The sequence below is a fragment of the Acuticoccus sediminis genome, from assembly GCF_003258595.1.
In the GTDB taxonomy this organism is placed as follows: domain Bacteria; phylum Pseudomonadota; class Alphaproteobacteria; order Rhizobiales; family Amorphaceae; genus Acuticoccus; species Acuticoccus sediminis.
Genome location: NZ_QHHQ01000004.1, coordinates 552179 through 574999 on the forward strand (window position 1 = coordinate 552179; position 22821 = coordinate 574999).

Annotated in this window: 22 protein-coding genes and 1 tRNA gene; 14 read left to right on the forward strand and 9 right to left on the reverse strand. The window is 70.1% G+C overall.

Going from position 1 to position 22821, the window contains the following annotated elements:
- Window positions 1-45: 45 nt before the first annotated feature.
- The 3 genes from DLJ53_RS20620 to DLJ53_RS20630 all read right to left on the reverse strand — a co-directional run bounded on the left by DLJ53_RS20620 (window position 46) and on the right by DLJ53_RS20630 (window position 2463).
- Window positions 46-1341: a TolC family outer membrane protein gene (locus DLJ53_RS20620; RefSeq protein ID WP_202913259.1), complete on the reverse strand. Its 1296-nt coding sequence runs from the start codon at window positions 1339-1341 to the stop codon at window positions 46-48.
- A 307-nt stretch (window positions 1342-1648) separates the two neighbouring features.
- Window positions 1649-2317, reverse strand: coding sequence for a protein-L-isoaspartate O-methyltransferase family protein (locus DLJ53_RS20625; RefSeq protein WP_111348710.1), 669 nt, complete (start codon window positions 2315-2317; stop codon window positions 1649-1651).
- 72 nt (window positions 2318-2389) lie between these two features.
- Window positions 2390-2463: transfer RNA gene (locus DLJ53_RS20630), tRNA-Cys, on the reverse strand.
- A 150-nt stretch (window positions 2464-2613) separates the two neighbouring features.
- Here DLJ53_RS20630 and DLJ53_RS20635 point away from each other — a divergent pair.
- From DLJ53_RS20635 to DLJ53_RS20650, 4 genes are all read left to right on the forward strand, one after another.
- Window positions 2614-4539 carry a cellulase family glycosylhydrolase gene (locus tag DLJ53_RS20635; protein ID WP_162409427.1) on the forward strand — a complete coding sequence of 642 codons (1926 nt, stop codon included), beginning with the start codon at window positions 2614-2616 and terminating at the stop codon, window positions 4537-4539.
- Window positions 4540-4847: 308 nt separating this feature from the next.
- Window positions 4848-5060 carry a hypothetical protein gene (locus DLJ53_RS20640; protein ID WP_111348713.1) on the forward strand — a complete coding sequence of 71 codons (213 nt, stop codon included), beginning with the start codon at window positions 4848-4850 and terminating at the stop codon, window positions 5058-5060.
- 61 nt (window positions 5061-5121) lie between these two features.
- Window positions 5122-5724, forward strand: a complete 603-nt coding sequence (locus DLJ53_RS20645; RefSeq protein WP_111348715.1) for an LOG family protein — start codon at window positions 5122-5124, stop codon at window positions 5722-5724.
- A 325-nt stretch (window positions 5725-6049) separates the two neighbouring features.
- Complete coding sequence (locus DLJ53_RS20650) at window positions 6050-6778, forward strand: class I SAM-dependent methyltransferase (RefSeq protein ID WP_111348716.1); 729 nt, start codon at window positions 6050-6052, stop codon at window positions 6776-6778.
- A 12-nt stretch (window positions 6779-6790) separates the two neighbouring features.
- Here DLJ53_RS20650 and cysS read toward each other — a convergent pair whose 3' ends face one another.
- Window positions 6791-8149, reverse strand: a complete 1359-nt coding sequence (gene cysS / locus DLJ53_RS20655; protein WP_111348718.1) for a cysteine--tRNA ligase — start codon at window positions 8147-8149, stop codon at window positions 6791-6793.
- Window positions 8150-8367: 218 nt separating this feature from the next.
- Here cysS and DLJ53_RS35295 point away from each other — a divergent pair, with 218 nt between their 5' ends.
- Window positions 8368-8514, forward strand: a complete 147-nt coding sequence (locus DLJ53_RS35295; RefSeq protein ID WP_162409429.1) for a hypothetical protein — start codon at window positions 8368-8370, stop codon at window positions 8512-8514.
- 62 nt (window positions 8515-8576) lie between these two features.
- On the opposite strand, the gene DLJ53_RS20660 is transcribed toward DLJ53_RS35295, so the two are convergent.
- From DLJ53_RS20660 to dusB, 4 genes are all read right to left on the reverse strand, one after another.
- Window positions 8577-8735 (reverse strand): YqaE/Pmp3 family membrane protein, encoded by a 159-nt coding sequence (locus tag DLJ53_RS20660; protein ID WP_111348720.1) that lies wholly within the window; start codon window positions 8733-8735, stop codon window positions 8577-8579.
- A 435-nt stretch (window positions 8736-9170) separates the two neighbouring features.
- On the reverse strand, window positions 9171-10616 hold the full coding sequence (gene ntrC / locus DLJ53_RS20665) for a nitrogen regulation protein NR(I) (protein WP_111348722.1): 1446 nt from the start codon (window positions 10614-10616) through the stop codon (window positions 9171-9173).
- Window positions 10613-11713, reverse strand: coding sequence for a two-component system sensor histidine kinase NtrB (locus DLJ53_RS20670; RefSeq protein ID WP_111348724.1), 1101 nt, complete (start codon window positions 11711-11713; stop codon window positions 10613-10615). Before DLJ53_RS20670 ends, ntrC begins: the two co-directional genes overlap by 4 nt.
- On the reverse strand, window positions 11710-12708 hold the full coding sequence (dusB, locus tag DLJ53_RS20675) for a tRNA dihydrouridine synthase DusB (RefSeq protein WP_111348725.1): 999 nt from the start codon (window positions 12706-12708) through the stop codon (window positions 11710-11712). Before dusB ends, DLJ53_RS20670 begins: the two co-directional genes overlap by 4 nt.
- 336 nt (window positions 12709-13044) lie before the next feature.
- Between dusB and DLJ53_RS20680 the strand changes: the two genes are divergently transcribed.
- From DLJ53_RS20680 to DLJ53_RS20705, 7 genes are all read left to right on the forward strand, one after another.
- Window positions 13045-14196, forward strand: coding sequence for a bifunctional 2-C-methyl-D-erythritol 4-phosphate cytidylyltransferase/2-C-methyl-D-erythritol 2,4-cyclodiphosphate synthase (locus tag DLJ53_RS20680; RefSeq protein WP_211100632.1), 1152 nt, complete (start codon window positions 13045-13047; stop codon window positions 14194-14196).
- Window positions 14193-14693 (forward strand): CinA family protein, encoded by a 501-nt coding sequence (locus DLJ53_RS20685; protein WP_111348727.1) that lies wholly within the window; start codon window positions 14193-14195, stop codon window positions 14691-14693. Before DLJ53_RS20680 ends, DLJ53_RS20685 begins: the two co-directional genes overlap by 4 nt.
- A 66-nt stretch (window positions 14694-14759) precedes the next feature.
- The gene (locus DLJ53_RS20690; RefSeq protein ID WP_202913260.1) at window positions 14760-15257 is read left to right on the forward strand and encodes a TspO/MBR family protein; all 498 of its coding nucleotides are present in this window, start codon (window positions 14760-14762) and stop codon (window positions 15255-15257) included.
- Between the two features lie 3 nt (window positions 15258-15260).
- Window positions 15261-15401, forward strand: a complete 141-nt coding sequence (locus DLJ53_RS35300; protein WP_162409431.1) for a hypothetical protein — start codon at window positions 15261-15263, stop codon at window positions 15399-15401.
- Between the two features lie 34 nt (window positions 15402-15435).
- Window positions 15436-16314, forward strand: coding sequence for a polyprenyl synthetase family protein (locus DLJ53_RS20695; RefSeq protein ID WP_111348729.1), 879 nt, complete (start codon window positions 15436-15438; stop codon window positions 16312-16314).
- Between the two features lie 369 nt (window positions 16315-16683).
- Entirely contained in the window at window positions 16684-17271 is a 588-nt protein-coding gene (locus DLJ53_RS20700) for a L,D-transpeptidase (protein WP_244935117.1), read from the forward strand.
- A gap of 205 nt (window positions 17272-17476) precedes the next feature.
- Window positions 17477-18535 (forward strand): Ldh family oxidoreductase, encoded by a 1059-nt coding sequence (locus DLJ53_RS20705; RefSeq protein WP_425320970.1) that lies wholly within the window; start codon window positions 17477-17479, stop codon window positions 18533-18535.
- A gap of 41 nt (window positions 18536-18576) precedes the next feature.
- On the opposite strand, the gene DLJ53_RS20710 is transcribed toward DLJ53_RS20705, so the two are convergent.
- Window positions 18577-19062, reverse strand: a complete 486-nt coding sequence (locus tag DLJ53_RS20710; protein WP_226580399.1) for a winged helix-turn-helix transcriptional regulator — start codon at window positions 19060-19062, stop codon at window positions 18577-18579.
- A gap of 39 nt (window positions 19063-19101) precedes the next feature.
- On the opposite strand from DLJ53_RS20710, the gene DLJ53_RS20715 reads away from it, so the two are divergent.
- Window positions 19102-20562, forward strand: coding sequence for an MATE family efflux transporter (locus DLJ53_RS20715; RefSeq protein ID WP_211100633.1), 1461 nt, complete (start codon window positions 19102-19104; stop codon window positions 20560-20562).
- A gap of 218 nt (window positions 20563-20780) precedes the next feature.
- A complete protein-coding gene (gene dxs / locus DLJ53_RS20720; protein ID WP_111348732.1) occupies window positions 20781-22679 on the forward strand; it encodes a 1-deoxy-D-xylulose-5-phosphate synthase in 1899 nt (632 codons plus the stop codon).
- Window positions 22680-22821: the final 142 nt, after the last annotated feature.

A 22821-nucleotide genomic window follows, 5' to 3' on the forward strand; every position in this document is an offset into this window, starting at 1 on the left:
GCCGCCTGAAACGTGGAGCTGAGATGCCGCCCGAAGGCCGTGCGGTCAGCGACCGTCCGGGGTCTTGGCGCCGTACCACTTGTTGCGGACGGCGTCGGTGTGCTCCTCGGGACGGTAGTTGTCGACGTTGATGCCGAGCGAGGCGACGTTGAGGCGGCCGACGTTGGACAGGAGCTGGAACGCGGCCGCGTCCTTGTCGCGCTGCGCCTGCACCAGCGTGATCTGCGCGCTGATGAGGTCGCGCTGCGAGTCCAGAACGTCGAGCGTGGTGCGCTGGCCGACCCGCTGCTCCTCGATGACGCCTTCGAGGGCGAGCTGGGCGGAGAACACGCCGGTCTGTGCGTCGAAGATCGAGCGGACCGAGGCCTGGTAGGCCGACCAGGACGTGGCGACCGACTGGCGCACGATGTTGCGGTTGAGGTCGACCTGGATGCGCGCCGCGCCCAGGTTCTCCTTCGCCTGACGCACCTGCGCCGACACCTGGCCGCGCTGGTACAGCGGGATCGTCAGGTTGAGGCCGAAGCGGGCGTCGTCGGTGCGGTCGGCGAGGCCGACCGTGTCCACCGTCGAGCTCGCCGACGCGGTGGCCGACAGGCTCGGCAGGAACTGGCCTTCCAGCGCTGCCACGTTGAAGATGTTCACGTCGACGTTGAACAGCGAGGCCATGATCGCCGGGTGCCCCTGCTGGCCGGTGTTCAGCGCGGCGGCGAGGTCCTTCGGCAGCAGCCGCTCGACGTTGAAGTTGTCACGCAGGTTGTTGGCGACGAGGTTCGTCTGGCGCTGGTAGGTCGCCCGGGCCGCCTCGTAGTTCGCCTCGGAGGCGTTCAGCAGCGACTGCGACTCGGCGCGCCGGGCCTCGGCCTGCGAGACGTCCGTGCGGGTCCCCTCGCCGACCTCGAAGCGGTCGCGCGCCGCGCGGACCTGCTCGCCGAGGAACTCGACGTCGTTGCGGCGCAGGTTCACGATCTGGCGGTAGAGGATCACGTCGAGGAACGCGACCGCCGAGTTGAGGAGGATGTCCTGCTCGGTCACCTGCAGGTCCGCCCGCTGCGCCTGAACCGACGACTCGGCCTGCCGGATCGTGTTGCGGACCTGGAAGCCCTGGAAGATCGGCTGCTGGAGCTGCAGCGCGAACTCCACCTGGTTGTTGGATGTGTAGCCGCGCACGGCGCGAGCGCCATACACCTGCGTCGCCGAGGTCAGATAGGAAATGGACGCCTGCACGAGCGGCCGGTTCTGGGACCGGGCGATCGCGATATCCTCGTCCACGGCCCTGAGCTGGGCTCGCGCCACATTCAGCTGCGGGTTGGTCGAGTATGCTGACGCCAGGGATTCCGTCATCGTCTGAGACGACGCCGGGTTCCCCCAGACGGCCAGTGCGACCGCGGCCAAGGCTGAAACTCGGATACGACTTGGCATGCTCACGCCCTCTAGGAACCAGAGCATGTTTTAAGTGCAGGTCAATTCCTTGAGCCAGACCCCAGTTCCCCCCGACAGGGTCAGAACCATCAGGCCATCAGCGTGTGCGTCTTTCCTGCAACGACACATGAACCATACATGAAGGTCGCCGAGGATTGTCCACAGAGCGCAACGATCAGAGGTGGAACCGTGTCCGATCCGCCGTCTCCCGTCGACCGCGCCGCGGCGGTCAGAAGACGAACGCGGGCTCGGCCTTGAACCCGGGGAGAATCGTCGCCGCCGCGTTGATGCTGTAGCGCATCGAAACGCCGTGCTCGCCCTTGGCGAAGATCTGCACGCGGCCCGCCAGTCCCTCGCCGTGGATCGCGACGAGGCGGCCTCCGACCTTGAGCTGCTCGATGAGCTTGACCGGCTCCACGAGGATGGCACCGTCGACGAAGATCACGTCGTACGGCGCTTCCTTCGGCCAGCCCTCCTCGAGCGGACCGGTCACGACGACCACGTTGGAGACGTCCTCCTCGAGGTCGGCGGTGGCCCTGTCGGCGAGCTCCTCCTCGCACTCCAGCGCGATCACGGAGCCGGCGAGCTGTCCAAGGATCGCCGCGGTGTAGCCGAGGCCGGCGCCGACCAGCAGCACCACGTCGTCCTCGACCGGCTGGGCGGTCTGGATCATGCGCGCCAGGATCGCCGGTCGCGTCATGGTGCGGACCGGGCGGCCGATGGCGTCACGCTGGATCGGGAGGGCCTCGTCGGAATACGCGATGGCGCGCAGCTCGCCCGGCACGAACTTCTCGCGCTGGATCGAGAGGAACGCGTCCTGGATCCGGTGGTCTGTGACGTCGAACGTACGCAGCTGGTTGTTGACCATCCGAGTGCGCAGAATCGCCTCGTCACCCATCGTCGTTCTCCTCACGGGTCAATACCCGCGTCGTTGGGCGCACCGGCGAAGCCACCACCGCGCCGGTCAAGCTGGAGGCGACGGCCGGAATCGAACCGGCGTACACGGATTTGCAGTCCGCTGCGTAACCACTCCGCCACGTCGCCGCAGCCGGTTCGATACGCGAAAGCCCGGTGGACGGCAAGCCTGACATGTGCCCTCCTTACTTCACCCACAAGTACGACACCCCGGTGTTGCTGGCATGCGGCGGACTTGCCGGGGTAAGCACGCGTGCGAAACGAGCGTTCAAAGGTCCGATGGCGAAATTGATCCTCATCCTGATGGCAGCGCTGCTCGCGGTCGGTGAAGCGCAAGGCGCGCCGCAGGTGAGCGACCTCGTCTCCAGCGAGGCCCGCCTCAGCGCGAACGTGCGCGAGGACTGGCAGACCGGATCGGTTGTCGACGTGACGATGTCCGTCACCGAACCGGTCGACGGCTGGACCGTCGAGCTCGACGCCGGCGGCAGCATCGTGAACATCTGGAACGCGGTCGTGATGTCGCAGCGGGGGACGCGCTACGTGCTGGGTCCGGCGAGCTACAACCACCAGATCCGCGCCGGGACCAGCATCGAGTTCGGGATGGAGATCGACGGCGGCGGCGCCTTCTCGCTGGTCACCGCCGAGGTCAAGCTCGCCGCGGACGTTGCGGGCCAGGCCGCCGATGCCGCCATCGCCCCCCCGCCTCCGCCGCCGGGCACGGCGATCCCGACGCCGGGCGGCCAGCGGGCGCCGGCGGCACCCGCGGCGCCCGCCACCACCGCCGTCCCGGCTCAGGCCGTCGGCCTCGGCGTCTCCAATCCCACCGTCGCCGAGCCGCCGGGCGCCGCGCTCCAGCTCGCCGCCTTCGCGCCCGGGCCGTTCTCCGTCCGCGGCACGCGCATCGTCGATTCCGGCGGTCGCCCGGTCGAGATCCACGGCATCAACTGGTTCGGCTTCGAGACCGAGATCTACGTCCCCCACGGGCTCTGGGCACGCAACTGGCGCGACATGATGGACGAGGTGCGCTCGCTCGGCTTCAACACGCTGCGCATCCCCTTCTCGGGCGAGCTGGTCGCCACCGGCGGCGACGTCTCGGGCATCGACTTCGCCCTCAACCCGGACCTCGCCGGCCTCAACGGCATCCAGATCCTCGACCTCATCGTCGACTACGCCGACACCATCGGCCTCAGGGTCCTGCTCGACTATCACCGCGGCAAGCCGGGCGGCGGGCCGAACGACAACGGCCTCTGGTACGGCGACGGCCGCACCGAGGCCGACGTCATCGCCGAGTGGCAGGCCATGGCCGAGCGGTACCGCGACAAGCCGGCGGTGATCGGCGCCGACCTCATGAACGAGCCGCACATGGCCACCTGGGGGGACGGCTCGGCCACCGACTGGGGCGCGGCGGCGGGGCGCATCGGCAACGCCGTCCTCGAGGTGGCGCCGGACTGGCTCGTCATCGTCGAGGGCACCGCGGTCTACGACGGCGACACCTACTGGTGGGGCGGGAACCTGCAGGGCGTGCGCGACCATCCGGTCCGCCTCAGCGCGCCGGACAAGCTGGTCTACTCGATCCACGACTACCCGCCGTCGGTCTACGAGCAGCCCTGGTTCAGCGACGGGCGCCCCCTAAGGGAGGTGTGGGACAAGAACTGGGGCTACATCGTCAGGGACGGCATCGGGCCGGTGCTGATCGGCGAATGGGGCAGCTTCCTCGAGACCCACGCCGACCTCACCTGGGCGGCCGAGCTCTCCGACTACATCACGTCGCTCGGCGTTCCGTGGTTCTGGTGGTCGCTGAACCCCAATTCCGGCGACACCGGCGGCCTCCTCGCGGACGACTGGACCACGGTGCGGCCAGAGGTGATCCGCGTCCTCCAGCCGTTCCTCGCCACCAGCCGCCCGCCGGTCCCGCTCGCCGCGAGCGCGACGAACGCCGGCGCGGTGTTCGCGGTCACGCTGGACGCGCCGGCGGCGGAGAGCGTCGCGGTCAGGTTCGCGACGGTCGACGGCACGGCGACGGCCGGCAGGGACTACGTCGCCACCGCCGGCACCCTGACGTTCGATCCCGGCGAGACGCGCAAATCGGTCTCCGTTCCGATCCTGCCGGACGGCGGCGCCGGGGGCGACACGCACTTCTACCTCGTCGTCGGCGACGCCAGCGGCTCGCGCGCCTCCGGCACCGCGATCATCACCGGCGACTAGCGCGCGCCGGGCCGCCGCGCCGACCGGCGGCGCATGGAACGGAGCGGTCGCCCCCGGGTGCGTCAATCAATTTCGGTTTCATCGAATACCCGGAGATATCCTGCACAATCGGCAGTCTGGCGAGGCGCAGCCCGGCCTCGCTGTCCAATAACTGCGCAGACGGTGTTGAACGGTTGAGCGACTTGTACGTTGACTGGCCGAAGTGGGCGCCGCCGCGCCCTCTTGGCGCCCGACCGCGCAGACGCCCTGCCGCGGTCCCATTCCTCACGCGGGCCCGCTGGCGCAGGGCCGCAGTCCGGGAGCGTTCCATGAACGTGACGAACACTATCATCACCATCATCATCGTGGCCCTCATCGCGGCAGGTGGCGCCTACTACCTGGGCTACTTCGATGAGACCCCGCTGGAGCAGACGGGCGACGCGATCGAGAACGCGACCGACCGTGCTGGCGACGCGGCCGAAAACGCGGCGGACAGCGCGCAGGAGGCGGCCGACGACGCGGCCGCGGCGACCAACAACTAAGGGCACTTCGCACGCCATCATCAGCGTCGCGCGATCCGTTCGGCCGTGCTAGCGTATTGCTATGCAAGGTATGAACAGCGTCTGTGTTTATTGCGGATCGGCGACAGGCCATGATCCTCGTTTCGCTGCCGCCGCAGACGAGCTGGGCACGGCGCTCGCGCGCGCGTCCATCACGCTCGTCTATGGCGGCGGGTCCCTCGGCCTCATGGGCCGGATTGCACACAGAGTTCTGCAGGAAGGCGGCCGGGTCATCGGCATCATCCCCCGCTTCCTGCACGACCGTGAGGTGATGCTCACGGAGGTCACGGAACTCATCGTCACCGAGGACATGCACGAGCGGAAGCGGCTCATGTTCGAGCACGCGGACGGCTTCGTCGCCCTCCCCGGTGGCATCGGCACGCTGGAGGAGGTCGTCGAGATGATGACCTGGTCCCAGCTCGGCCGGCACGAAAAGCCGATCGTCCTCGCCAACGTGGCGGACTTCTGGGCCCCCCTCAACGCACTCATCCAGCACATGGTGCAGGCCGGCTTCATCCGCCCCGGCTGGGATGTCTCCTACGACGTCGTGGACACGATCTCCGAGGTCGTGCCGGTCCTGGTGGAGCGGCACGACGCCCTCGTGCGCGAGCGCACACCCGAGCAGGCCATGCTGCGCCGCCTCTGAGGCGGCGCCGGCAACCCCGCCCTCCCCCCGCACAACACCGCCCGCGCCACCCCACCGGTTGGACACCGATCCCGCCCGGTTCCCTGCGGCGCGCGCGACACCGCGGATGCCGATCCCGCCCCGGTACCCTGCGGCGCGGCGATCATGCCCGCATCGAGAACCGACCCCGTTCGGACGCCAGAAGGCCGGCACCGCCGGGCCTGTCCACCGGCGTGACCGGGGCGGCGGTCCGCACGCGGCCGGTCCCGCCGGCCGGAAGGGCTCGCGGCACCGGTGCGGATGCGATATCCGAGCGGCATCCGAGAGCCCCCACCCAGAGACCCCCATGCGTGACGAGAACGGCTGGACCGCCTCCGCGGAGGCGTGGATCGCCGACATGAACGGCGACGACGGGGACTGGAGCCGCCAATGCGTCCTCGATGCGCCGATGACGGCGCGCGCGCTCGCCGCACCGGTCGGCCGAATGCTCGACGTCGGCTGCGGCGAGGGGCGGTTCTGCCGGAAGCTGGCGGCGCACGGGATCGCGGCGGTGGGTCTCGACCCGGTGCCGGCCCTGCTGGAGTCCGCCCGCGCGCGGCACCCCGATGGTCCGGGCGGAGCGGGCGCGTACCTGTGCGGCCATGCCGAGGCGCTCCCCTTCGCGGCGAGCAGCTTCGACCTCGTGGTCTCGTACCTGACGCTGATCGACATCGACGATTGCGCCGCGGCGGTCGCGGAGATGAGCCGCGTCCTGACGCCCGGCGGACGGCTGCTGGTCGCGAACCTCGCGCCGCACTTCACCGCCAGCTCCGGCGGGTGGACCGAGGACGCGGAGGGCCATCCGCTATTCTCCATCGACCGGTACTACGAGGCGCGGTCGGAGTGGTTCAGCTGGCGCGGCATCAACGTGCGCAACTGGCACCGGCCGCTGAGCCTCTACATGGAGGCGTTCCTGTCCGCCGGCCTCGCCCTCACCCACTTCGACGAGCCACGTGCGGCCGGCACCGACGAGCGCGCCGTGCGTTACCGGCGCGTCCCCTGGTTCGTGATCATGGAGTGGCGGAAGCCGGCGTGACCGGCGCCGCCGTCAGGTCGCGAGGGACCAGGTGGTCGCGGGCCTGCCGTCGGCGTCCTTGCCGTCCTTGAGGACGACACCCTCGGCCTGGAGCTGATCGCGGATCGCGTCGGCGCGGGCGAAGTCCTTCGCGGCGCGCGCCGCGAGCCGCTCGGCCACCAGCGCGTCGACGTCGAGCGACAGGCCCGCCGCCTTCTCGGCCACGGCCGCGTCGACCGACGCCCGCACCCGGTCGAGGTCGATGCCGAGGAGCATGGCGCTCGCGCCGACGCCGGGCGCCCCGGTCCGCGCCATCTCGCCGAGACGGGCGATGGCGAGCGGGGTGTTGAGGTCGTCGGCGAGGGCGGCCACCACCGCCCCGTCCGCCTCGCCGTCCGCCGAAGGGGCGGCGGCCCAGGCACGCAGCATCGTACGCGCCTCGTCGAGGCGGCGCTCGGTCCAGTCGATGGGCTGGCGGTACTGCGTCATCAGCATCGCGAGGCGCAGCGTGTCGCCGTCGGCGCTGCCGAGCGCCTGCCGGATGGTGATGAAGTTGCCCTCCGACTTCGCCATCTTGCGCCCCTCCACCTGGAGGAAGCCGTTGTGCATCCAGACCGAGGCCATCTCGTCGTGGCCGAAGGCGCAGCAGGTCTGGGCGCGCTCGTTCTCGTGGTGCGGGAAGGCGAGGTCGATGCCGCCGCCGTGGATGTCGAACTCCTCGCCGAGATAGCGGTGGGCCATCGCCGAGCACTCGATGTGCCAGCCCGGCCGCCCCTCGACCTCGATGCCGGCGGGGCTCGGCCAGGACGGCTCGCCGGGCGCGGACGGCTTCCACAGCACGAAGTCCATCGCGTCGCGCTTGTAGGGCGCCACCTCGACGCGCGCGCCGGCCATCATCTCGTCCAGCGAACGCTTGGAGAGCGCGCCGTAGGCGCCGAACGAGGCGACCGCGAAGAGGACGTGCCCGTCGGCCACGTAGGCGTGGCCCCGCTCTACCAGGCGCTCGATGAGGTCGCGCATCTCGCCGATATTGTCGGTCGCGCGCGGCTCCACCGTCGGCGGCAGGCAGCCGATGGCGGCGATGTCGGCGTGGAAGTCGGCGAGGGTCGCCTCGGTGAGGTCGCGGATGGAGATGCCGCGCTCGGCGGCGCGCGCGTTGATCTTGTCGTCGACGTCGGTGACGTTGCGCACGTAGGTGACGTGGCCGTCGCCGTAGCGCGCGCGCAGCAGGCGGAAGAGCACGTCGAAGACGATGATGGGGCGCGCGTTGCCGATGTGGGCGAAGTCGTAGACCGTCGGACCACACACATAGAGACGCACGTTCCGGGGGTCGCGCGGGACGAACGGAGCCTTGCGGCGGGTGCGTGTGTCGTAGAGGACAATGTCGGTCATGTGGCGCGGTTATCCCGGCCACGGGCGGCGTGCAACATATTGTTTACGCCAACTTCGCGCGATTGTGGCGATACCGTGAGGATGACGTTCACCCGATTGCCCGTAAAGCCAATCACGCGTAATACGCAAGAAACGGCCCGTTACACGGCTTGATTGACCAGCTGTGTAGCAACATCTTAAAATTGAGGGCAGCCGAGATGGGAAAGTGTGTAAGCGCGATGGCCGCGTTCGCGGTTCTGATCGTGATGATCGTCGGGCCGCTTTATGCCGCGGTGAGCGGCTCTCATTCGTTCTCTGACGGAAGCCGCTGCACGATGGGCCAGATCGGCTGTGATACGCCGGAACGCGAGTCGTTTCCGAGCTGAAGACAGCGCTTCGGGGCCGGTGACGGCCCCGAGAGCGACGCGATACTGATGCGATATTCAGGTTACCTGCGGGCGATGACCCACACCGCGTGAATGATGCCGGGGATGTATCCGAGCAGGGTCAGGAGGATGTTCAGCCAGAACTGAAGTCCCAATCCGACCTGCAGGAAGACACCGAGCGGCGGCAGCAAGATAGCCAGCAATACGCGAACGACGTCCATGGTTGCACTCCTGTAGCTCTCTGCGAACAGAACGATCCAACCGCCGAAAAGATCCGTAAAACCTGCGACTTTTTGCGTAGCTGGTAGCGCCGCGCCTCCGGCCGCCCGCTTTCGGCGCCCGCCATGGCCCCCGACGGGGCGTCGGCTGACACGCGCCCGCGCCGTCGATCCGCCTCCCCCATCCAGTCCCGGCCCCACCCCGCCACCCGTCTCGGGACGCTCGCGCGGGCATGCGGCGTATGGGCGGGAGCGCAGGATCCGGTGCCCGCGCGCTGGACCGACCGGGGCCCGGAATGGAAATGGGGCAGCCATCAAGGTGCTGCCCCATTCCCTCGCCAAGTATTAAATCTTCGTAACCGGCGGGGCCGGCCTTCGGCACTTCGCAGCAGCGTCCGGCGGCAGTTCGATGCCGGTCGCCGCGCGCGGCCCGACCCGTCAGCGGACGGGGCGGATCATCCTCACGTCGAGGTCGCGGATCTTCTTGCGCAGCGTGTTGCGGTTCACGCCGAGGAGCTCCGCCGCCTTGATCTGGTTGCCCCGCGTCGCCGCGAGCGCGGCCGAGACCAGCGGATACTCCACGTCGCGCATGATGCGGTGGTAGAGCCCCGGCGGCGGCAGCGAGGCGCCGAACTCGGCGAAGTAGTCGTTGAGGTGCCGCTCCACCGACTCCTGCAGCGTCTCGGCCTGCGCCGGTCCGCTGCTGGCGGGCTGGGCGGGCGTCGACTGGTCGTCGAGCTCGTGCTCGATGTGGGCCCGCGTGATCACGTCCTCGGGGTAGAGGGCCGCGAGGCGGCGGATCAGGTTCTCCAGCTCGCGCACGTTGCCCGACCACCGGTGCGCCTGCAGCGCCGCCACGGCGTCGTTGTCGAGCCGCTTGGCGGGAAGCCCCTCCGACTCGCACTGCGTGAAGAAGTGCCGCGCGAGGTCGGCGATGTCCTCCTTGCGCTCGCGCAGGGGCGGCAGGCGCAGCGGCACGACGTTGAGGCGGAAGTAGAGGTCCTCGCGGAAGAGGCCCTGGCTGATCCACTGGCGCAGGTCGCGGTTGGTGGCCGCCACGATGCGCACGTTGGTGCGGATCGGCGAGCGGCCGCCGACGGTGGTGTACTCGCCCTCCTGCAGGACGCGCAGGAGGCGGGTCTGCGCCTCCATCGGCATGTCGCCGATCTCGTCCAGGAAGAGCGTGCCCCCCTCTGCCTGCTCGAACCGGCCGGGGTGGCGCGAGGTGGCGCCGGTGAAGGCGCCCTTCTCGTAGCCGAAGAGCTCCGCCTCGATCAGCTCCTTCGGGATCGCCGCCATGTTGATCGCGACGAAGGGGCCCTTGCGGCGCTTGCCGTAGTCGTGGAGCGCGCGCGCGACCAGCTCCTTGCCGGTGCCGGACTCGCCGTGGATCAGCACGGTGAGGTCGGTCTGCATCAGCCGGGCGAGGACGCGGTAGATGTCCTGCATCGCCGCCGAGCGGCCGACGAGGGGCATCGGCTCGCCCTCGGCGTGGTTGACCCGCTCCGGCGGCTTGCCCCGCGGCTCGTTCAGCGCGCGGCCGACGACGTTGATCAGCTCCTTCAGGTCGAAGGGCTTGGGCAGGTACTCGTAGGCGCCGCGCTCGGAGGCGCGGATCGCGGTCATGAACGTGTTCTGCGCCGAGATCACGACCACCGGCAGGTCCGGACGGCGCTTCTTCACCCGGGGCAGGAGCTCGAACGCATTCTCGTCCGGCATGATGACGTCGGTGATGACGAGGTCGCCGTCGCCTTGGTCGATCCAATTCCAGAGAGTCGCCGCGTTCGAGGTGCAGCGGACGTCGAAGCCCGCCCGCGACAGGGCCTGATTGAGAACCGTGCGGATCGCCCCATCGTCGTCCGCGACCAGGATCGTGCCACTCATGGGGTCACTCTCTCACTTCCTTCATATGCGGGCATCAGGATGCGCACCGTGGTACCGGCGTTCGAATCGATCTCGATGACGCCGCCATGGTCGCCGACGATCTTGGCCACCAGCGCGAGGCCGAGGCCCGTGCCGTTGGTCTTCGTCGTCACGAAAGGTTCGAAGAGATGCGGGACCAGGTCCTCCGGGACACCGGGCCCGTTGTCCTTGACGCAGAACTCCAGCGGCAGGGATACCTTGTGCGGCGAGCCGGGAGCGGCGACGCGCATCCCCGGCCTGAACGCCGTCGTGAGCGTGATGATGCCACCCTCCTGATCGGACAGCGCCTCGGCCGCGTTCTTCACCAGGTTGAGGAACACCTGGATGAGCTGGTCGTGGTTCGCATTGACCGGCGGCAGCGACGGGTCGTACGCCTTGCGGATCTCGAGGTGGCTGGCGAACCCGGACGCCGCGAGGCGCTCGACGTGGTCCAGCACGGTGTGGATGTTGACCGGGGCGCGCTGCACGGGACGCGCGTCGCCGAACACCTCCATGCGGTCGACGAGCTTGACGATCCGGTCGGTCTCGGCGGTGATCAGCCGGGCGAGCGCGCGGTCGTCCTCGTCGAGGGTCGGCTCGATCAGCTGCGCCGCGCCGCGGATGCCGGACAGCGGGTTGCGGATCTCGTGCGCCAGCATCGCCGCGAGGCCCGTCACGGAGCGCGCGGCGGCCCGCGAGGTCAGCGCGCGGTCGATCTTGTCGGCCATCGACGGCCGGTCGAGCGTCAGGACAACCATCTGCGGGTCTTCGGGGAGCGGCATCGCGTGGATGTCCACCACCTGGCCCTGCCCTAGACGGGGCGAGGAGAGGTCGACCCGGTACTCGACGAGCCCGGCGCCCGCCTGCCGCACCTTCGCGGGCAGCGACAGCAGCGGGCTGCCGAACGGCACGAACCGGTCGAGCGGCTTCTTCTGCAGGTGCGCCATCGAGGCGCCGAAGAAGGCCTCCGCGGCGTCGTTGGCGGAGATGATCTCGTCGTCCGGCCCCAGCACGACGATGGCGTGCGGGAGCGCGTTGAGGATGGCCGACGGCGTTACGCGGCGAGCGGCGGCGGTCATGCGGCGGCCTTCAGGGTTGCGCCGTCGGCCGCTGCGAACAGCGCATCGATGGCTCGGAGGGCCTCGGCAGGCGCCTCCGCGGTGAGTGCGGCTTTGCGCAGCGCGGCGGGCGCTGCGACATGGTCGGCGTAGGCGGCGGTGTGCTTGCGCATCAGGCGAAGGCCCAGCGCCGGGCCGGCATGCTCGAGGAGCAGTTCGGCATGTTCGCGCGCCAGCGCGCCGATCTCGCCGGCGGACCGCGGCACGGCGGGCCGGCGGCGCCCGTCGAGGTCGGCGCTGACGACACCCGGGAGCCACGGCGCCCCGAGCGCGGCCCGGCCGATCATCACCATGTCCGCCCCGCTCGCGGCCAGCGCGGCCCGGGCGGTCGGCGTGTCGACGATGTCGCCGTTGGCGGTGAGCGGCACCGTCACAGCCTCGCGTGTCGCACGGATCGCCCGCCAGTCGGCGGTGCCCGTGTAGCGCTGGCAGCGGGTGCGGCCGTGGACGGTGATCGCCACGGCGCCCGCGTCGACGGCGCGGCGGGCAAGCTCCGGCGCGCTCAGCGTGACGCGGTCATAGCCGAGGCGCATCTTCACCGTGACCGGGACGCTGACCGCGGACACCGTCGCCGCGACGAGGCTCGCGGCGTGCACCGGGTCCCGCATCAGCGCCGAGCCGGCCCAGCCGCCGACGACGCGCTTGGCGGGACATCCCATGTTGATGTCGATGATGTGGGCACCGGCCGCCTCGGCGATCCGCGCGGCCTCGGCGAGATCGTGCGGCCGGCAGCCGGCGAGTTGTACACAGTGAACATCGAGACCGCGGCCTTCGAGTTTCAGCCGCGTCTCCGCTTCGCGGGCGACCAGGCGGTCGCTCGCCACCATCTCGCTGATGACAAGTCCGGCACCGTAGCGGGCGGCGAGCTGGCGAAATGGCCAGTCGCTGACACCCGACATCGGCGCCAGCGTCGCGCGTCCCGCGAGGGTAACGTTGCCGACGGCACACTCATTCATATTTGGTTGGGCACCTCTGCGGCCTCACGGTGCTCATCTTTTGACCATGACACCAAAGTTGGCAAGTCCGTGTTGAACCGTTGAGGGGAAAACCTGTTTCGAGACCGATGAGCGGATCCCTTGTGCAGCGTCTGCCTGAAACGCCGCCGCCGTGCACCGCCGCCATCTGCCCGCATCCTCCGCACTGTCCGCGACGGCGCATCGGATTGCCCAACGGGGCGCCATATCTAAGGTCGCAAAATGGTCTTGGGTACCCACCCTGCGTCGCTCCCCACCGCTGATCTGGCCCGCGCGTGGCGGATGGCGCGTCGTCGCGGGGCGGGCTATGACGCCGCCATGATGCCCATCGACGCGATCATCGTTGCAGCCGGCCGCGGCACCCGCCTCGGCGGGGCGCTTCCCAAGCAGTACCTGCCCCTTGGGTCACGCACGATCGTCGCCCGCGCCGTCGACGCCTTTTTGGACCATCCGGTCATCCGGGACGTCGTCGTCGTGATCGCCGAGGGCGACGAGGAGCGGCTCGGGGCGGCGCTCGCCGACCGGCCGCGTGCCGTCCGGGTCGTCCATGGCGGCGAGACGCGGCAGGCCTCCGTCGCGAGGGGCCTCGACGCCCTCCCCGCTGCCGATCCCGCCGCCGGAGTGATGGTCCACGACGCCGCGAGGCCGTTCGTCTCGGCCGCCGTCATCGACCGCGTGGCGGCGGCGCTCGCGCAGTCGGCCGCCGTCATCCCGGCGGTCCCCGTCGCGGACACGCTGAAGCGCGTGGACGGCTCGGAGGTTGTCGCCACCGTCGACCGCAGCGCCCTCGTCCAGGTGCAGACCCCGCAGGGTTTCCACGTCGCGGCCCTGCGCGCCGCCCACGCCGCCGCGCGGGAGAGCGCCACCGACGATGCCGGCCTCGTCGAAGCCCAGGGAGGCCGCGTGACCACCGTTCCCGGCGAACGCACCAACTTCAAGATCACCACCGAGGATGACCTCGCCGTCGCCAGGGCGAGCCTCCTCGAGGTGCCGGTCGTCGGCCACGGCTTCGACGTCCACCGCCTCGAGAAGGGCGGGCCGATGATCATCGGCGGCCTCGTCCTCGACGTTCCCATGCGCCTGCAGGGCCATTCGGACGCCGACGTCGCCCTGCACGCGATCACCGACGCCCTCTTCGGCGCCATCGGCGACGGCGACATCGGCCACCACTTCCCGCCCAGCGACGAGGCCTGGCGCGGGGCGGCGTCGGACCGGTTCCTCGCCTACGCCGCCGACCGCGTGCGCAAGGCGGGCGGGCGGATCGTCCATATCGACCTCACAATCATGTGCGAACGACCCAAGATCGGTCCGGTTCGCGAGGCGATGCGGGCGCGGATCGCCGAGATCGTCGCCGTCCCCGTGACCGCCGTGTCAGTGAAGGCGACGACCACGGAGCGGCTCGGCTTCACCGGGCGCGGCGAAGGCATCGCCGCGCAGGCGACCGCCACAGTGCTGAGGAGCATGGAATGATCGACGACGACATCCGCGAGCGCGCCGAGGCCCTCCTGACCGCAGCGCGCGAGGCCGGCGTCATGGTGGTCACGTGCGAATCGTGCACCGGCGGGCTGATCTCCGGCTCCCTCACCGCCATTGCCGGCTCGTCGGACGTGGTCGAGGGCGGCTTCGTCACCTACTCCAACAGCGCCAAGATCCGCCTCGGCGTGCCCGAATCGCTGATCGAGGCGCACGGCGCCGTCAGCGAGGAGGTCGCCCGCGCCATGGCCGAGGCGGCCCGCGACCGCTCCGGCGCCGCGCCCAACCTCGTCAGCGTCTCGGTGACCGGCGTCGCCGGACCGGGCGGGGGAAGCGCCGAGAAGCCCGTCGGACTGGTCCATTTCGCCGCAGCGGCGGCAGGCGCGACCGTCCACCGGGAGTGCCGCTTCGGCGATATCGGCCGCGATTCCGTGCGCAAGACGAGCGTCCTCGAGGCGCTCAACCTGCTCGACGGCCTGATCGCGCCGGAATAACTGCGCAGCGCGCCGGGACCGATCTTCCCCGGCCCGGCGTTGATGTCCCGCAAAGGAGCGTCACCGGTGAACTGGCCCATCCTCGCGATTTTTATATTTGCAACGCTCCTGGCGGCCGCGACCGGGGCCTACTTCCGCCCCGGCCAATGGTACCGAACCCTCGCCAAGCCCGCATGGACGCCGCCGAATTGGGCGTTTCCTGTTGCGTGGACCATTATTTACGCGATGATTGCTTCGGCCGGATATGTCTTCACAGTTGCTGCGACGCCCGCCGAACGCGTCGTCCCGCTAACGGTTTTCGGAATTCAGCTCGCCCTCAATGCCGCTTGGTCGCCGTTGTTTTTCGGCGCGCATCGGATGGGATGGGCGCTAGCTGACATTCTTGTAATGATTGTCGCGATAGCTGCGACGATTGTCCTATTTACGCAAATTTCCCCTGTGAGCGGGGCGCTTTTACTCCCCTATCTCGTGTGGTCAGCCTTTGCTTCGTACCTGAACTACACTATCTTGCGGCTCAATGACCCGCGGCGCCGAGCCGCGATCAGACAATCAGCGGCAGGGTGATCCATGGATATGAACCTGGTCGTGTTGCTCGAGATCCTGTTGATCGCCGGCAGCCTTTTGACCTTTGCGGCATGCGAATTGCGCGATGCGCGTCGCAGCCTGTCGAGGGCGAAGGTCGATAGCCGAACCCGCAACGCGAATTGACCGATCGGTTTGTTTTGAGACAAACCGATAAGCGATGACACAAACCGCCGGATCGGACCTTACCAGAAGAGTCGAGGACGCTATCCGGCGGCACATCGCGGGGCGATGCGCCCCACCCCGCCTCGGACGCGCGATCGAGGACGCCATGCTCGCAGGCGGTTCCCGCGTCCGGCCCCGCTTCGCCCTCGGCGTCGCGCTGGCCTGCGGCGATGACCGCCCCTCCCTCTCCGACGCCGCGGCTGCCGCCATCGAGTGCCTGCACGCCGCCTCGCTCGTCCACGACGACCTTCCCTGCTTCGACGACGCCGCCATCCGCCGCGGTCGCCCCTCCATCCACGTCGCCCATGGCGAGGCGCTGGCGGTCCTGACCGGCGACGCCCTCATCGTCATGGCCTTCCAGGTCCTCGCCGACGTCGGCGACATCGCGGCCGAGCGGCTGCCGTGCATGCTGGCGGCGCTGTCCGCCTCGGCCGGCGTGCCGCGCGGCCTCGTCAGCGGACAGGCGATGGAGTGCGAGGAGACGGCCGACCTCGACGCCTACCACGCCGCCAAGACCGGGGCGCTGTTCGAGGCGGCCGGCGCGCTCGGCGCCGCCGCGTCGGGCGGCGAGACCGCCGTCTGGCGCCGGGTCGGCGCCCGGCTCGGCGCGGCCTACCAGGTCGCCGACGACATCCACGACGCGCTCGGCCTCGGCGGCGAGGGCAAGCCAACCGGCCAGGACGGCCTGCACGAGCGCCCCAACGCCGTCTCCAGCAGCGGGATGGACGGCGCCGTCACGCTGCTGCGCCGCCACCTCGACGACGCCATCGATGCGATCCCGGGTGGTGACGACGCTGACTCCCTTCGGGCCCTGATTCGCGAACAGACCGGCCGCTTCCTCCCCGCCGAGCTCGCCGCGCAGATCAGCGCATAGGCCCCTCACCACGCCTCACGGCAGCCGGTGCCTCCCGACGGCCCCGCGGCACATTCAAATTTCCGTGCGCCGGACCGGCGAAGCCTCGGAGTCCATTGCCGGATCGTGCCGTCGCGGCAACAATTGCGGCGAATCGAAAGCGCTGACGGATCAAATGGCCGCAAGCGACATTTGATTGCGCGCTATCCACGATAAGATGGCCCCGCGAAACGTTCGGGCGCGTCACCCTCTTGAAGGACCAGCCAAAGCATGCCTCGTTCCCGTGACTGCCATCGGTCGGGCGCCGGGTCACTGACCCGCCGTTCCCTGGTCCTGGGATCCACCGCCGTCGCCGTCGCGGGTTGTCAGTCGACCGCCGCCGTCGTCCCCGTGACGATCGCTGTCCCGGCCACGCCGGACATGTCCTATTTCCGGACGATCTACGGCCCGATCACCGACGAGCCCTTCCCGCTTCCGGCCGTCGACCTCAACAAGGTCCAGCCGGAGTATCTCCGGCGCGAGGTGCGCAACACCACCGGCGAGCGGCCGGGGACGATCGTCGTCGATACGACCAACAAGTTCCTCTACTACACCCAGCCCAACGGCCTCGCGATGCGCTACGGCGTGGGCCTCGGCCGCGCCGGCTTCGGCTGGGACGGCGAGGCGACGATCCCGCTGAAGCGCACCTGGCCGACCTGGACCCCGCCGGACGAGATGATCGACCGCGACCCGGCGCTCGAGAAGTACAGGGACGGCATGCCCGGCGGCCCCAGGAACCCCCTGGGCGCACGCGCCCTCTACCTCTTCCAGGGCGGGCAGGACACGCTCTACCGCCTCCACGGCACCGCCGAGGCCTACTCGATCGGCCGCAACGTGTCCTCCGGCTGCGTCCGCCTGCTGAACCACGACATCATCGACCTCTACAACCGGGCGCCCAAGGGCACCCGCGTCATCGTCCGCCCCGCCGCGATCTACTGATCTTCCGCACAGCGACGACAAGGCCTCCGCCGCTCGCCGCGGCCCCGCATCGACCTGCGGGGGCGCCCGAGGCGTCACGCGGCGCCGGCCGGTGCTGCTCTGGTTGCCGTTTCGGTCAATCGCCGACTAGCGTATTGGACCAGAAGAAGCGACGAGCGTCCGGAGGAACGATGCCCACGCCTGCCCCCACCACCCGCCGGAGCGGCTGCCTGTGACGACGGTGATCGTCGCGCCCGACGCGCTGGAGCGCTTCGTCCGTGCCGCCCTCGAAGCCGCGGGAGCCGACGCGGCGACCACGAACGCCGCCTCCCGCGCGATGATGCACGGCTCGCGCCTCGGCGTGGACAGCCACGGCGTGCGCCTTCTCGAGCACTACATCTCGGTGATGGAGGGAGGGCGCGTCAACAAGGCGCCGAAGCTCAGGTTCTCGTCCGGATTCGGTGCCGTCGCGGCGCTGGACGCCGACCACGCCCACGGCGCGCTGGCGGCCTACGCGGGGATGGACAAGGCCGTCGAGCTGGCCCGGACGGCCGGCATCGGCGCGGTCTCGATCCGCAACTCATCGCACTTCGGACCGGCCGGCGCCTACGCTCTGGCCGCGGCCGAGGCGGGCATGATCGGCTTCGCCACCTGCAATTCGGACGCGTTCGTACGCCTGCACGACGGCGCCTTCCGCTTCCACGGCACCAACCCGCTCGCCTTCGCGGTGCCGGCGGAGGGTAATCCGTGGCTGTTCGACATGGCGACCAGCGCGATCCCCTTCAACCGCGTGCAGCTCTACCGCAGCCTCGGCGTGGAGGTCCCGGCGGGCACCGGCTCCGACGACGCCGGCATCGACACGCTCGACGCGCACGCGGTGGAGATGCTGGCGCCGCTGGGCGCAGCCTTCGGCTTCAAGGGCGCGGGTCTCGCCGGCGTTGCCGAGATCTTCAGCGCGGTGCTGTCCGGCATGCGGCTCAGCTTCGACATCCTGCCGATGAACGGCGAGGACAGGTCGACCCCGCGCGAGCTCGGCGCCTTCGTGCTGGCGCTGCGCCCGGACGCGTTCGTCGACCGGGCCACCTTCGAGGATGGGATGCGCCGCTATCTCGCCGCCCTCCGCGCCTCGACCCCGCGCGAGGACGGCATGGTGATGGCCCCCGGCGACCGCGAATGGGCCGTCGCGGCCGAGCGCGTCGACGGGATCCCGCTGGATCCGGTCACGGTCGAGGGCTTCGGCCGCCTCGCCGAGCATTACGGCCTCCCCTCGCTGGACGTCCTCTGACGCCTTCATAGCCGGCCGTTGCCCCGGGTGCGGGCCGCGCCTCAGCGCTCGGCGCGCACGTTCGACGGGGTGATCGGCTCGCCGGTCGCCTCGTCCACCACGACGGGGCGCACCGGCTCGCCGGTGGCGCGGGAGACGAGCCGCAGCGGCGGCGTCTCCCCGTCGCACGGCACCACCTTCTCCCCCCACGCCATCAGCGTGACCAGCACCGGGTGGAACGCACGCCCGGTCTCGGTCAGGCGGTACTCGTAGCGCACCGGCCCGTCCTGATACGGCTCGCGGCTGAGGACGCCGGCGTCGACGAGCTTCCTGAGGCGGTCGGCCAGCACGTGCCGGGTGATCCCGAGCCGCTCCTGAAACGCCTCGAACCGGCGGACGCCGCGAAAACAGTCCCTCAGCACGAGCAACGTCCACCGGTCGCCGATGACCGACATCGCCCGGGCGACCGGGCACGCCTCGTCCTTCAATTCCTGCCAGCGCATCCCCCAGCGATACCGCACCTTGACAGGTTCCGAAAGGGAACTCACCGTTCAGTTCCAAAAAAGAACCGACTTGGGAGGAAGCGGATGACCGCTTCAGATGGCATGACGTGCGTCGCATCGCCGTCCGCGCAGGGTCTCGCCGCACCGCAGGCGCCTCCTCCCATGGCGACGGCACCGACGCGCATGGAGCTCGCGGCGATGCGCCGTGCGGCCCGCACCCGCCTCCTCCTCGAGGGACCCATCGGGCCGACGCTGGCCCGCCTCGCCGCGCCGAACATCCTGGCGATGCTGGTTTCCTCCATCCTCGTCATCGCCGAGGCGATGTTCGCCGGGCGGATCGGCATCACCGCGCTCGCCGGCCTCGCCCTCGTCTTCCCGCTGGTCATGCTCGTGCAGGCGATGGCGGCGGGGGCGATGGGCGGGGCGATCTCCTCGGCGATCTCGCGGGCGCTCGGCCGGGGCGATCCGGAGCGCGCGGCCGGGCTCGTCGTGACCGCCTGGGTCATCGGCCTCGCCGCCGCCCTCGTCTTCGCCGTCACGGTCGTCACCTTCGGGCCGGTGGTCTTCGGCTGGCTCGGCGGGGACGGCGAGGCGGTGGACGCGGCCTACGCGTACGCGCTGGTCTTCTTTCCCGGCTGCGTCACCTACTGGCTGCTCCACGGCACGCTCAGCGTCATGCGCGGCACCGGCAACATGCTGACGCCCGGCCTCACCCTGCTCGGCGTCGCGCTCGCCTCCGTGCCGATCTCCGGCACGCTGTCGCTCGGCTGGGGGCCGTTCGCGGCGCTCGGCATGCCGGGCCTCGCGGCGGGGCTCGTCACCGCGCACGGCCTCGCGGCGGTCGGCACCATCCTCTACGTGGTCTCGGGCCGGGCCGGGCTGCGGATCGACCGCGCCGCCTTCCGCCTGCGCCGCGAGCTCTTCGCCGATATCCTGAAGGTCGGTCTCATCGCCTCCCTCAACGCGCTGCAGAGCGTCATCACCATCATCATCATGGTGGGCCTCGTCGGTCGCTACGGACCGGAGGCGCTCGCCGGCTACGGCCTCGGCGCCCGCCTCGAGTTCCTGATGATCCCTGTCGTCTTCGGCATCGGCGCGGCGATGACCGCGATGGTCGGCTCCAACATCGGCGCCGGCGCGCGCACCCGCGCGCTCCGGATCGGCTTCACCGGCGCCCTCGCCGCCGCCGGCGCGGTCAGCTGCATATCGCTGACGCTCTCGATCTGGCCCGACCTCTGGCTCGGCCTCTTCGTCGATCCGGGCGAGACCGCCGTCCTCGAGGTCGGCCGCCGTTATTTCCACATCGTCGCCCCCTTCCACCCCTTCTTCGCCCTCGGCCTCGCGCTCTATTTCGCGGCACAGGGCGCGGAGCGGATGATCTGGCCGGTGTCGGCGAGCCTCGCGCGGATGGTGGTGGCATTCGGTGGCGCGCTCCTGCTGCTCGGCCCGTTCGGCCTCTCCGGAATCTTCGCGGCGGTCGCTGCGGGCATGCTCGTCTACGGGTCGATGACGGCGGCGGCGATCCTCATCACCCGCTGGCGTTGACCCGCCCCGGCCAAAGCGCCACGGAGACCGCCGGCGTTTGACGCTATGACGCCGATGTGGCACGCGATCTCCTTCGCTGCGGCGACAGACCACAGTCCCGCGCGTACAGGCTCTTATGGCGGGACCGGCTCCTGAATCGCCCGCCTCGGCGCCGCATGTGATTGAAAGTCTGGAGCCGGCTCCTACAGTCGGACTAGAGCTATTCGAAAGAGGTTCGGGTGCGTCCGCTTCTCCAGACGGTGAAATTTCCGAAAGACCTGCGCGCCCTGCCGGAGCGGGACCTGCCGCAACTGGCGGACGAGCTGCGCGCGGAGCTGATCGACATCGTCTCGACGACCGGCGGCCACCTCGGTTCCGCGCTCGGCGTCGTCGAGCTGACGATCGCGCTGCACTACGTGTTCGACACCCCGCGCGACACGCTGATCTGGGACGTCGGCCACCAGTGCTACCCGCACAAGATGCTGACCGGACGCCGGGAGCAGATGGGGACCCTGCGGCAGGCCGGCGGCCTCTCGGGCTTCACCAAGCGCTCCGAGAGCCCCTACGACCCGTTCGGCGCCGCGCACTCCTCGACGTCGATCTCCGCCGGGCTCGGCTTCGCCACGTCCGCCGAGCTGCTGGGCGAGGACCACGAGGTGATCGCCGTGATCGGCGACGGCGCGATGTCCGCCGGCATGGCCTACGAGGCGATGAACAACGCCGGCGCGCAGGACGCCCGCCTCATCGTCATCCTCAACGACAACGACATGTCGATCGCCCCGCCCGTCGGCGCGATGAGCGCCTACCTCGCACGCCTCGCGAGCGGCAAGCCGTACGTCACCATGCGCGAGGCCCTGAAGGGGCTGGTGCGTCGCCTGCCCCGCTTCGTCGAGCGGGGCGCGGCCCGGGCGGAGGAGTTCGCCCGCGGCATCGCCATGGGCGGCACCCTCTTCGAGGAGCTGGGCTTCTACTATGTCGGCCCGATCGACGGGCACAATCTGGACCACCTGCTCCCGGTGCTTGCCAACGTGCGCGACGCGGACAACAAGCCGGTGCTCGTCCACGTCGTCACCCAGAAGGGCAAGGGCTACCCGCCGGCGGAGAACTCGGCCGACAAGTACCACGGGGTCGGCAAGTTCGACGTCGTCACCGGCCAGCAGGACAAGGCCAAGCCCAACGCGCCCGCCTACACCAAGGTGTTCGGCCAGTCGCTGATCTCGGAGGCCGAGCGGGACGAGCGGATCGTCGGCATCACAGCCGCGATGCCGTCCGGCACCGGCATCGATCTCTTCGAACGCGTCTTCCCCGAGCGCACGTACGACGTCGGCATCGCCGAGCAGCACGCCGTGACCTTCGCGGCAGGCCTCGCGGCGGGCGGCTGCAAGCCGTTCTGCGCGATCTATTCCACCTTCCTGCAACGCGGCTACGACCAGGTCGTGCACGACGTCTCGATCCAGAACCTGCCGGTACGCTTCGCCATCGACCGGGCCGGCTTCGTCGGCGCGGACGGATCGACCCACGCCGGCGCGTTCGACGTCGCCTACCTCTCCTGCCTGCCGGGGATGGTGGTGATGGCCGCCGGTGACGAGGCCGAGCTCGTCCACATGGTCGCCACCGCCGCCGCCTACGACGACGGCCCGATCGCCTTCCGCTACCCGCGCGGCGAGGGTGTCGGCGTGGAGCTTCCCGAGCGCGGCGTGCCGCTCGAGATCGGCAAGGGGCGGATCCTGCGCGAAGGTTCGACGATCGCGATCCTGTCGCTCGGCGGCCGCCTCGCCCCGTCGCTGCTGGCGGCCGAGGAGCTGTCGGCCAGGGGCCTCTCTACCACCGTCGCCGACGCGCGCTTCGCCAAGCCGCTCGACCGCGACCTGATCACGCGCCTCGCCCGCGAGCATGAGGTGCTGATCACAGTGGAGGAAGGCTCCGTCGGCGGCTTCGGCAGCCATGTGCTGACCCTGCTGGCGCGTGAAGGCGCCCTCGACACCGGCTGCAAGGTCCGCCCGCTGACGATGCCCGACGCCTATATCGACCAGGACAAGCCCGACGCGATGTACGCCGCCGCGGGCCTCGACGCGGCCGGCATCGTCAGGACCGCCCTTGAGGCGCTCGGCGCCGGCGCACTCGCCAACCGCGCGTGAGCACCGCGCCGGCGATGGCCACTGCCGCGACGATCCGGGGCGACAACGACCGGGGCTGCGATGACCAGGGCTGCGATGACCGGGGCGATGACCGGGCGATGATGACCGGAATTGCGGCGACCGGGCCATGGCGCGGCGGGGC

Bases quoted from the DNA above. Each gene is read 5' to 3' on its own strand.
- DLJ53_RS20620 (WP_202913259.1), bottom strand. From the start codon at position 1,341: ATGACGGAATCCCTGGCGTCAGCATACTCGACCAACCCGCAGCTGAAT.
- DLJ53_RS20625 (WP_111348710.1), bottom strand. From the start codon at position 2,317: ATGGGTGACGAGGCGATTCTGCGCACTCGGATGGTCAACAACCAGCTG.
- DLJ53_RS20635 (WP_162409427.1), top strand. From the start codon at position 2,614: ATGGCGAAATTGATCCTCATCCTGATGGCAGCGCTGCTCGCGGTCGGT.
- DLJ53_RS20640 (WP_111348713.1), top strand. From the start codon at position 4,848: ATGAACGTGACGAACACTATCATCACCATCATCATCGTGGCCCTCATC.
- DLJ53_RS20645 (WP_111348715.1), top strand. From the start codon at position 5,122: ATGCAAGGTATGAACAGCGTCTGTGTTTATTGCGGATCGGCGACAGGC.
- DLJ53_RS20650 (WP_111348716.1), top strand. From the start codon at position 6,050: ATGCGTGACGAGAACGGCTGGACCGCCTCCGCGGAGGCGTGGATCGCC.
- cysS (WP_111348718.1), bottom strand. From the start codon at position 8,149: ATGACCGACATTGTCCTCTACGACACACGCACCCGCCGCAAGGCTCCG.
- DLJ53_RS35295 (WP_162409429.1), top strand. From the start codon at position 8,368: ATGGCCGCGTTCGCGGTTCTGATCGTGATGATCGTCGGGCCGCTTTAT.
- DLJ53_RS20660 (WP_111348720.1), bottom strand. From the start codon at position 8,735: ATGGACGTCGTTCGCGTATTGCTGGCTATCTTGCTGCCGCCGCTCGGT.
- ntrC (WP_111348722.1), bottom strand. From the start codon at position 10,616: ATGAGTGGCACGATCCTGGTCGCGGACGACGATGGGGCGATCCGCACG.
- DLJ53_RS20670 (WP_111348724.1), bottom strand. From the start codon at position 11,713: ATGACCGCCGCCGCTCGCCGCGTAACGCCGTCGGCCATCCTCAACGCG.
- dusB (WP_111348725.1), bottom strand. From the start codon at position 12,708: ATGAATGAGTGTGCCGTCGGCAACGTTACCCTCGCGGGACGCGCGACG.
- DLJ53_RS20680 (WP_211100632.1), top strand. From the start codon at position 13,045: ATGATGCCCATCGACGCGATCATCGTTGCAGCCGGCCGCGGCACCCGC.
- DLJ53_RS20685 (WP_111348727.1), top strand. From the start codon at position 14,193: ATGATCGACGACGACATCCGCGAGCGCGCCGAGGCCCTCCTGACCGCA.
- DLJ53_RS35300 (WP_162409431.1), top strand. From the start codon at position 15,261: ATGGATATGAACCTGGTCGTGTTGCTCGAGATCCTGTTGATCGCCGGC.
- DLJ53_RS20695 (WP_111348729.1), top strand. From the start codon at position 15,436: ATGACACAAACCGCCGGATCGGACCTTACCAGAAGAGTCGAGGACGCT.
- DLJ53_RS20715 (WP_211100633.1), top strand. From the start codon at position 19,102: ATGACCGCTTCAGATGGCATGACGTGCGTCGCATCGCCGTCCGCGCAG.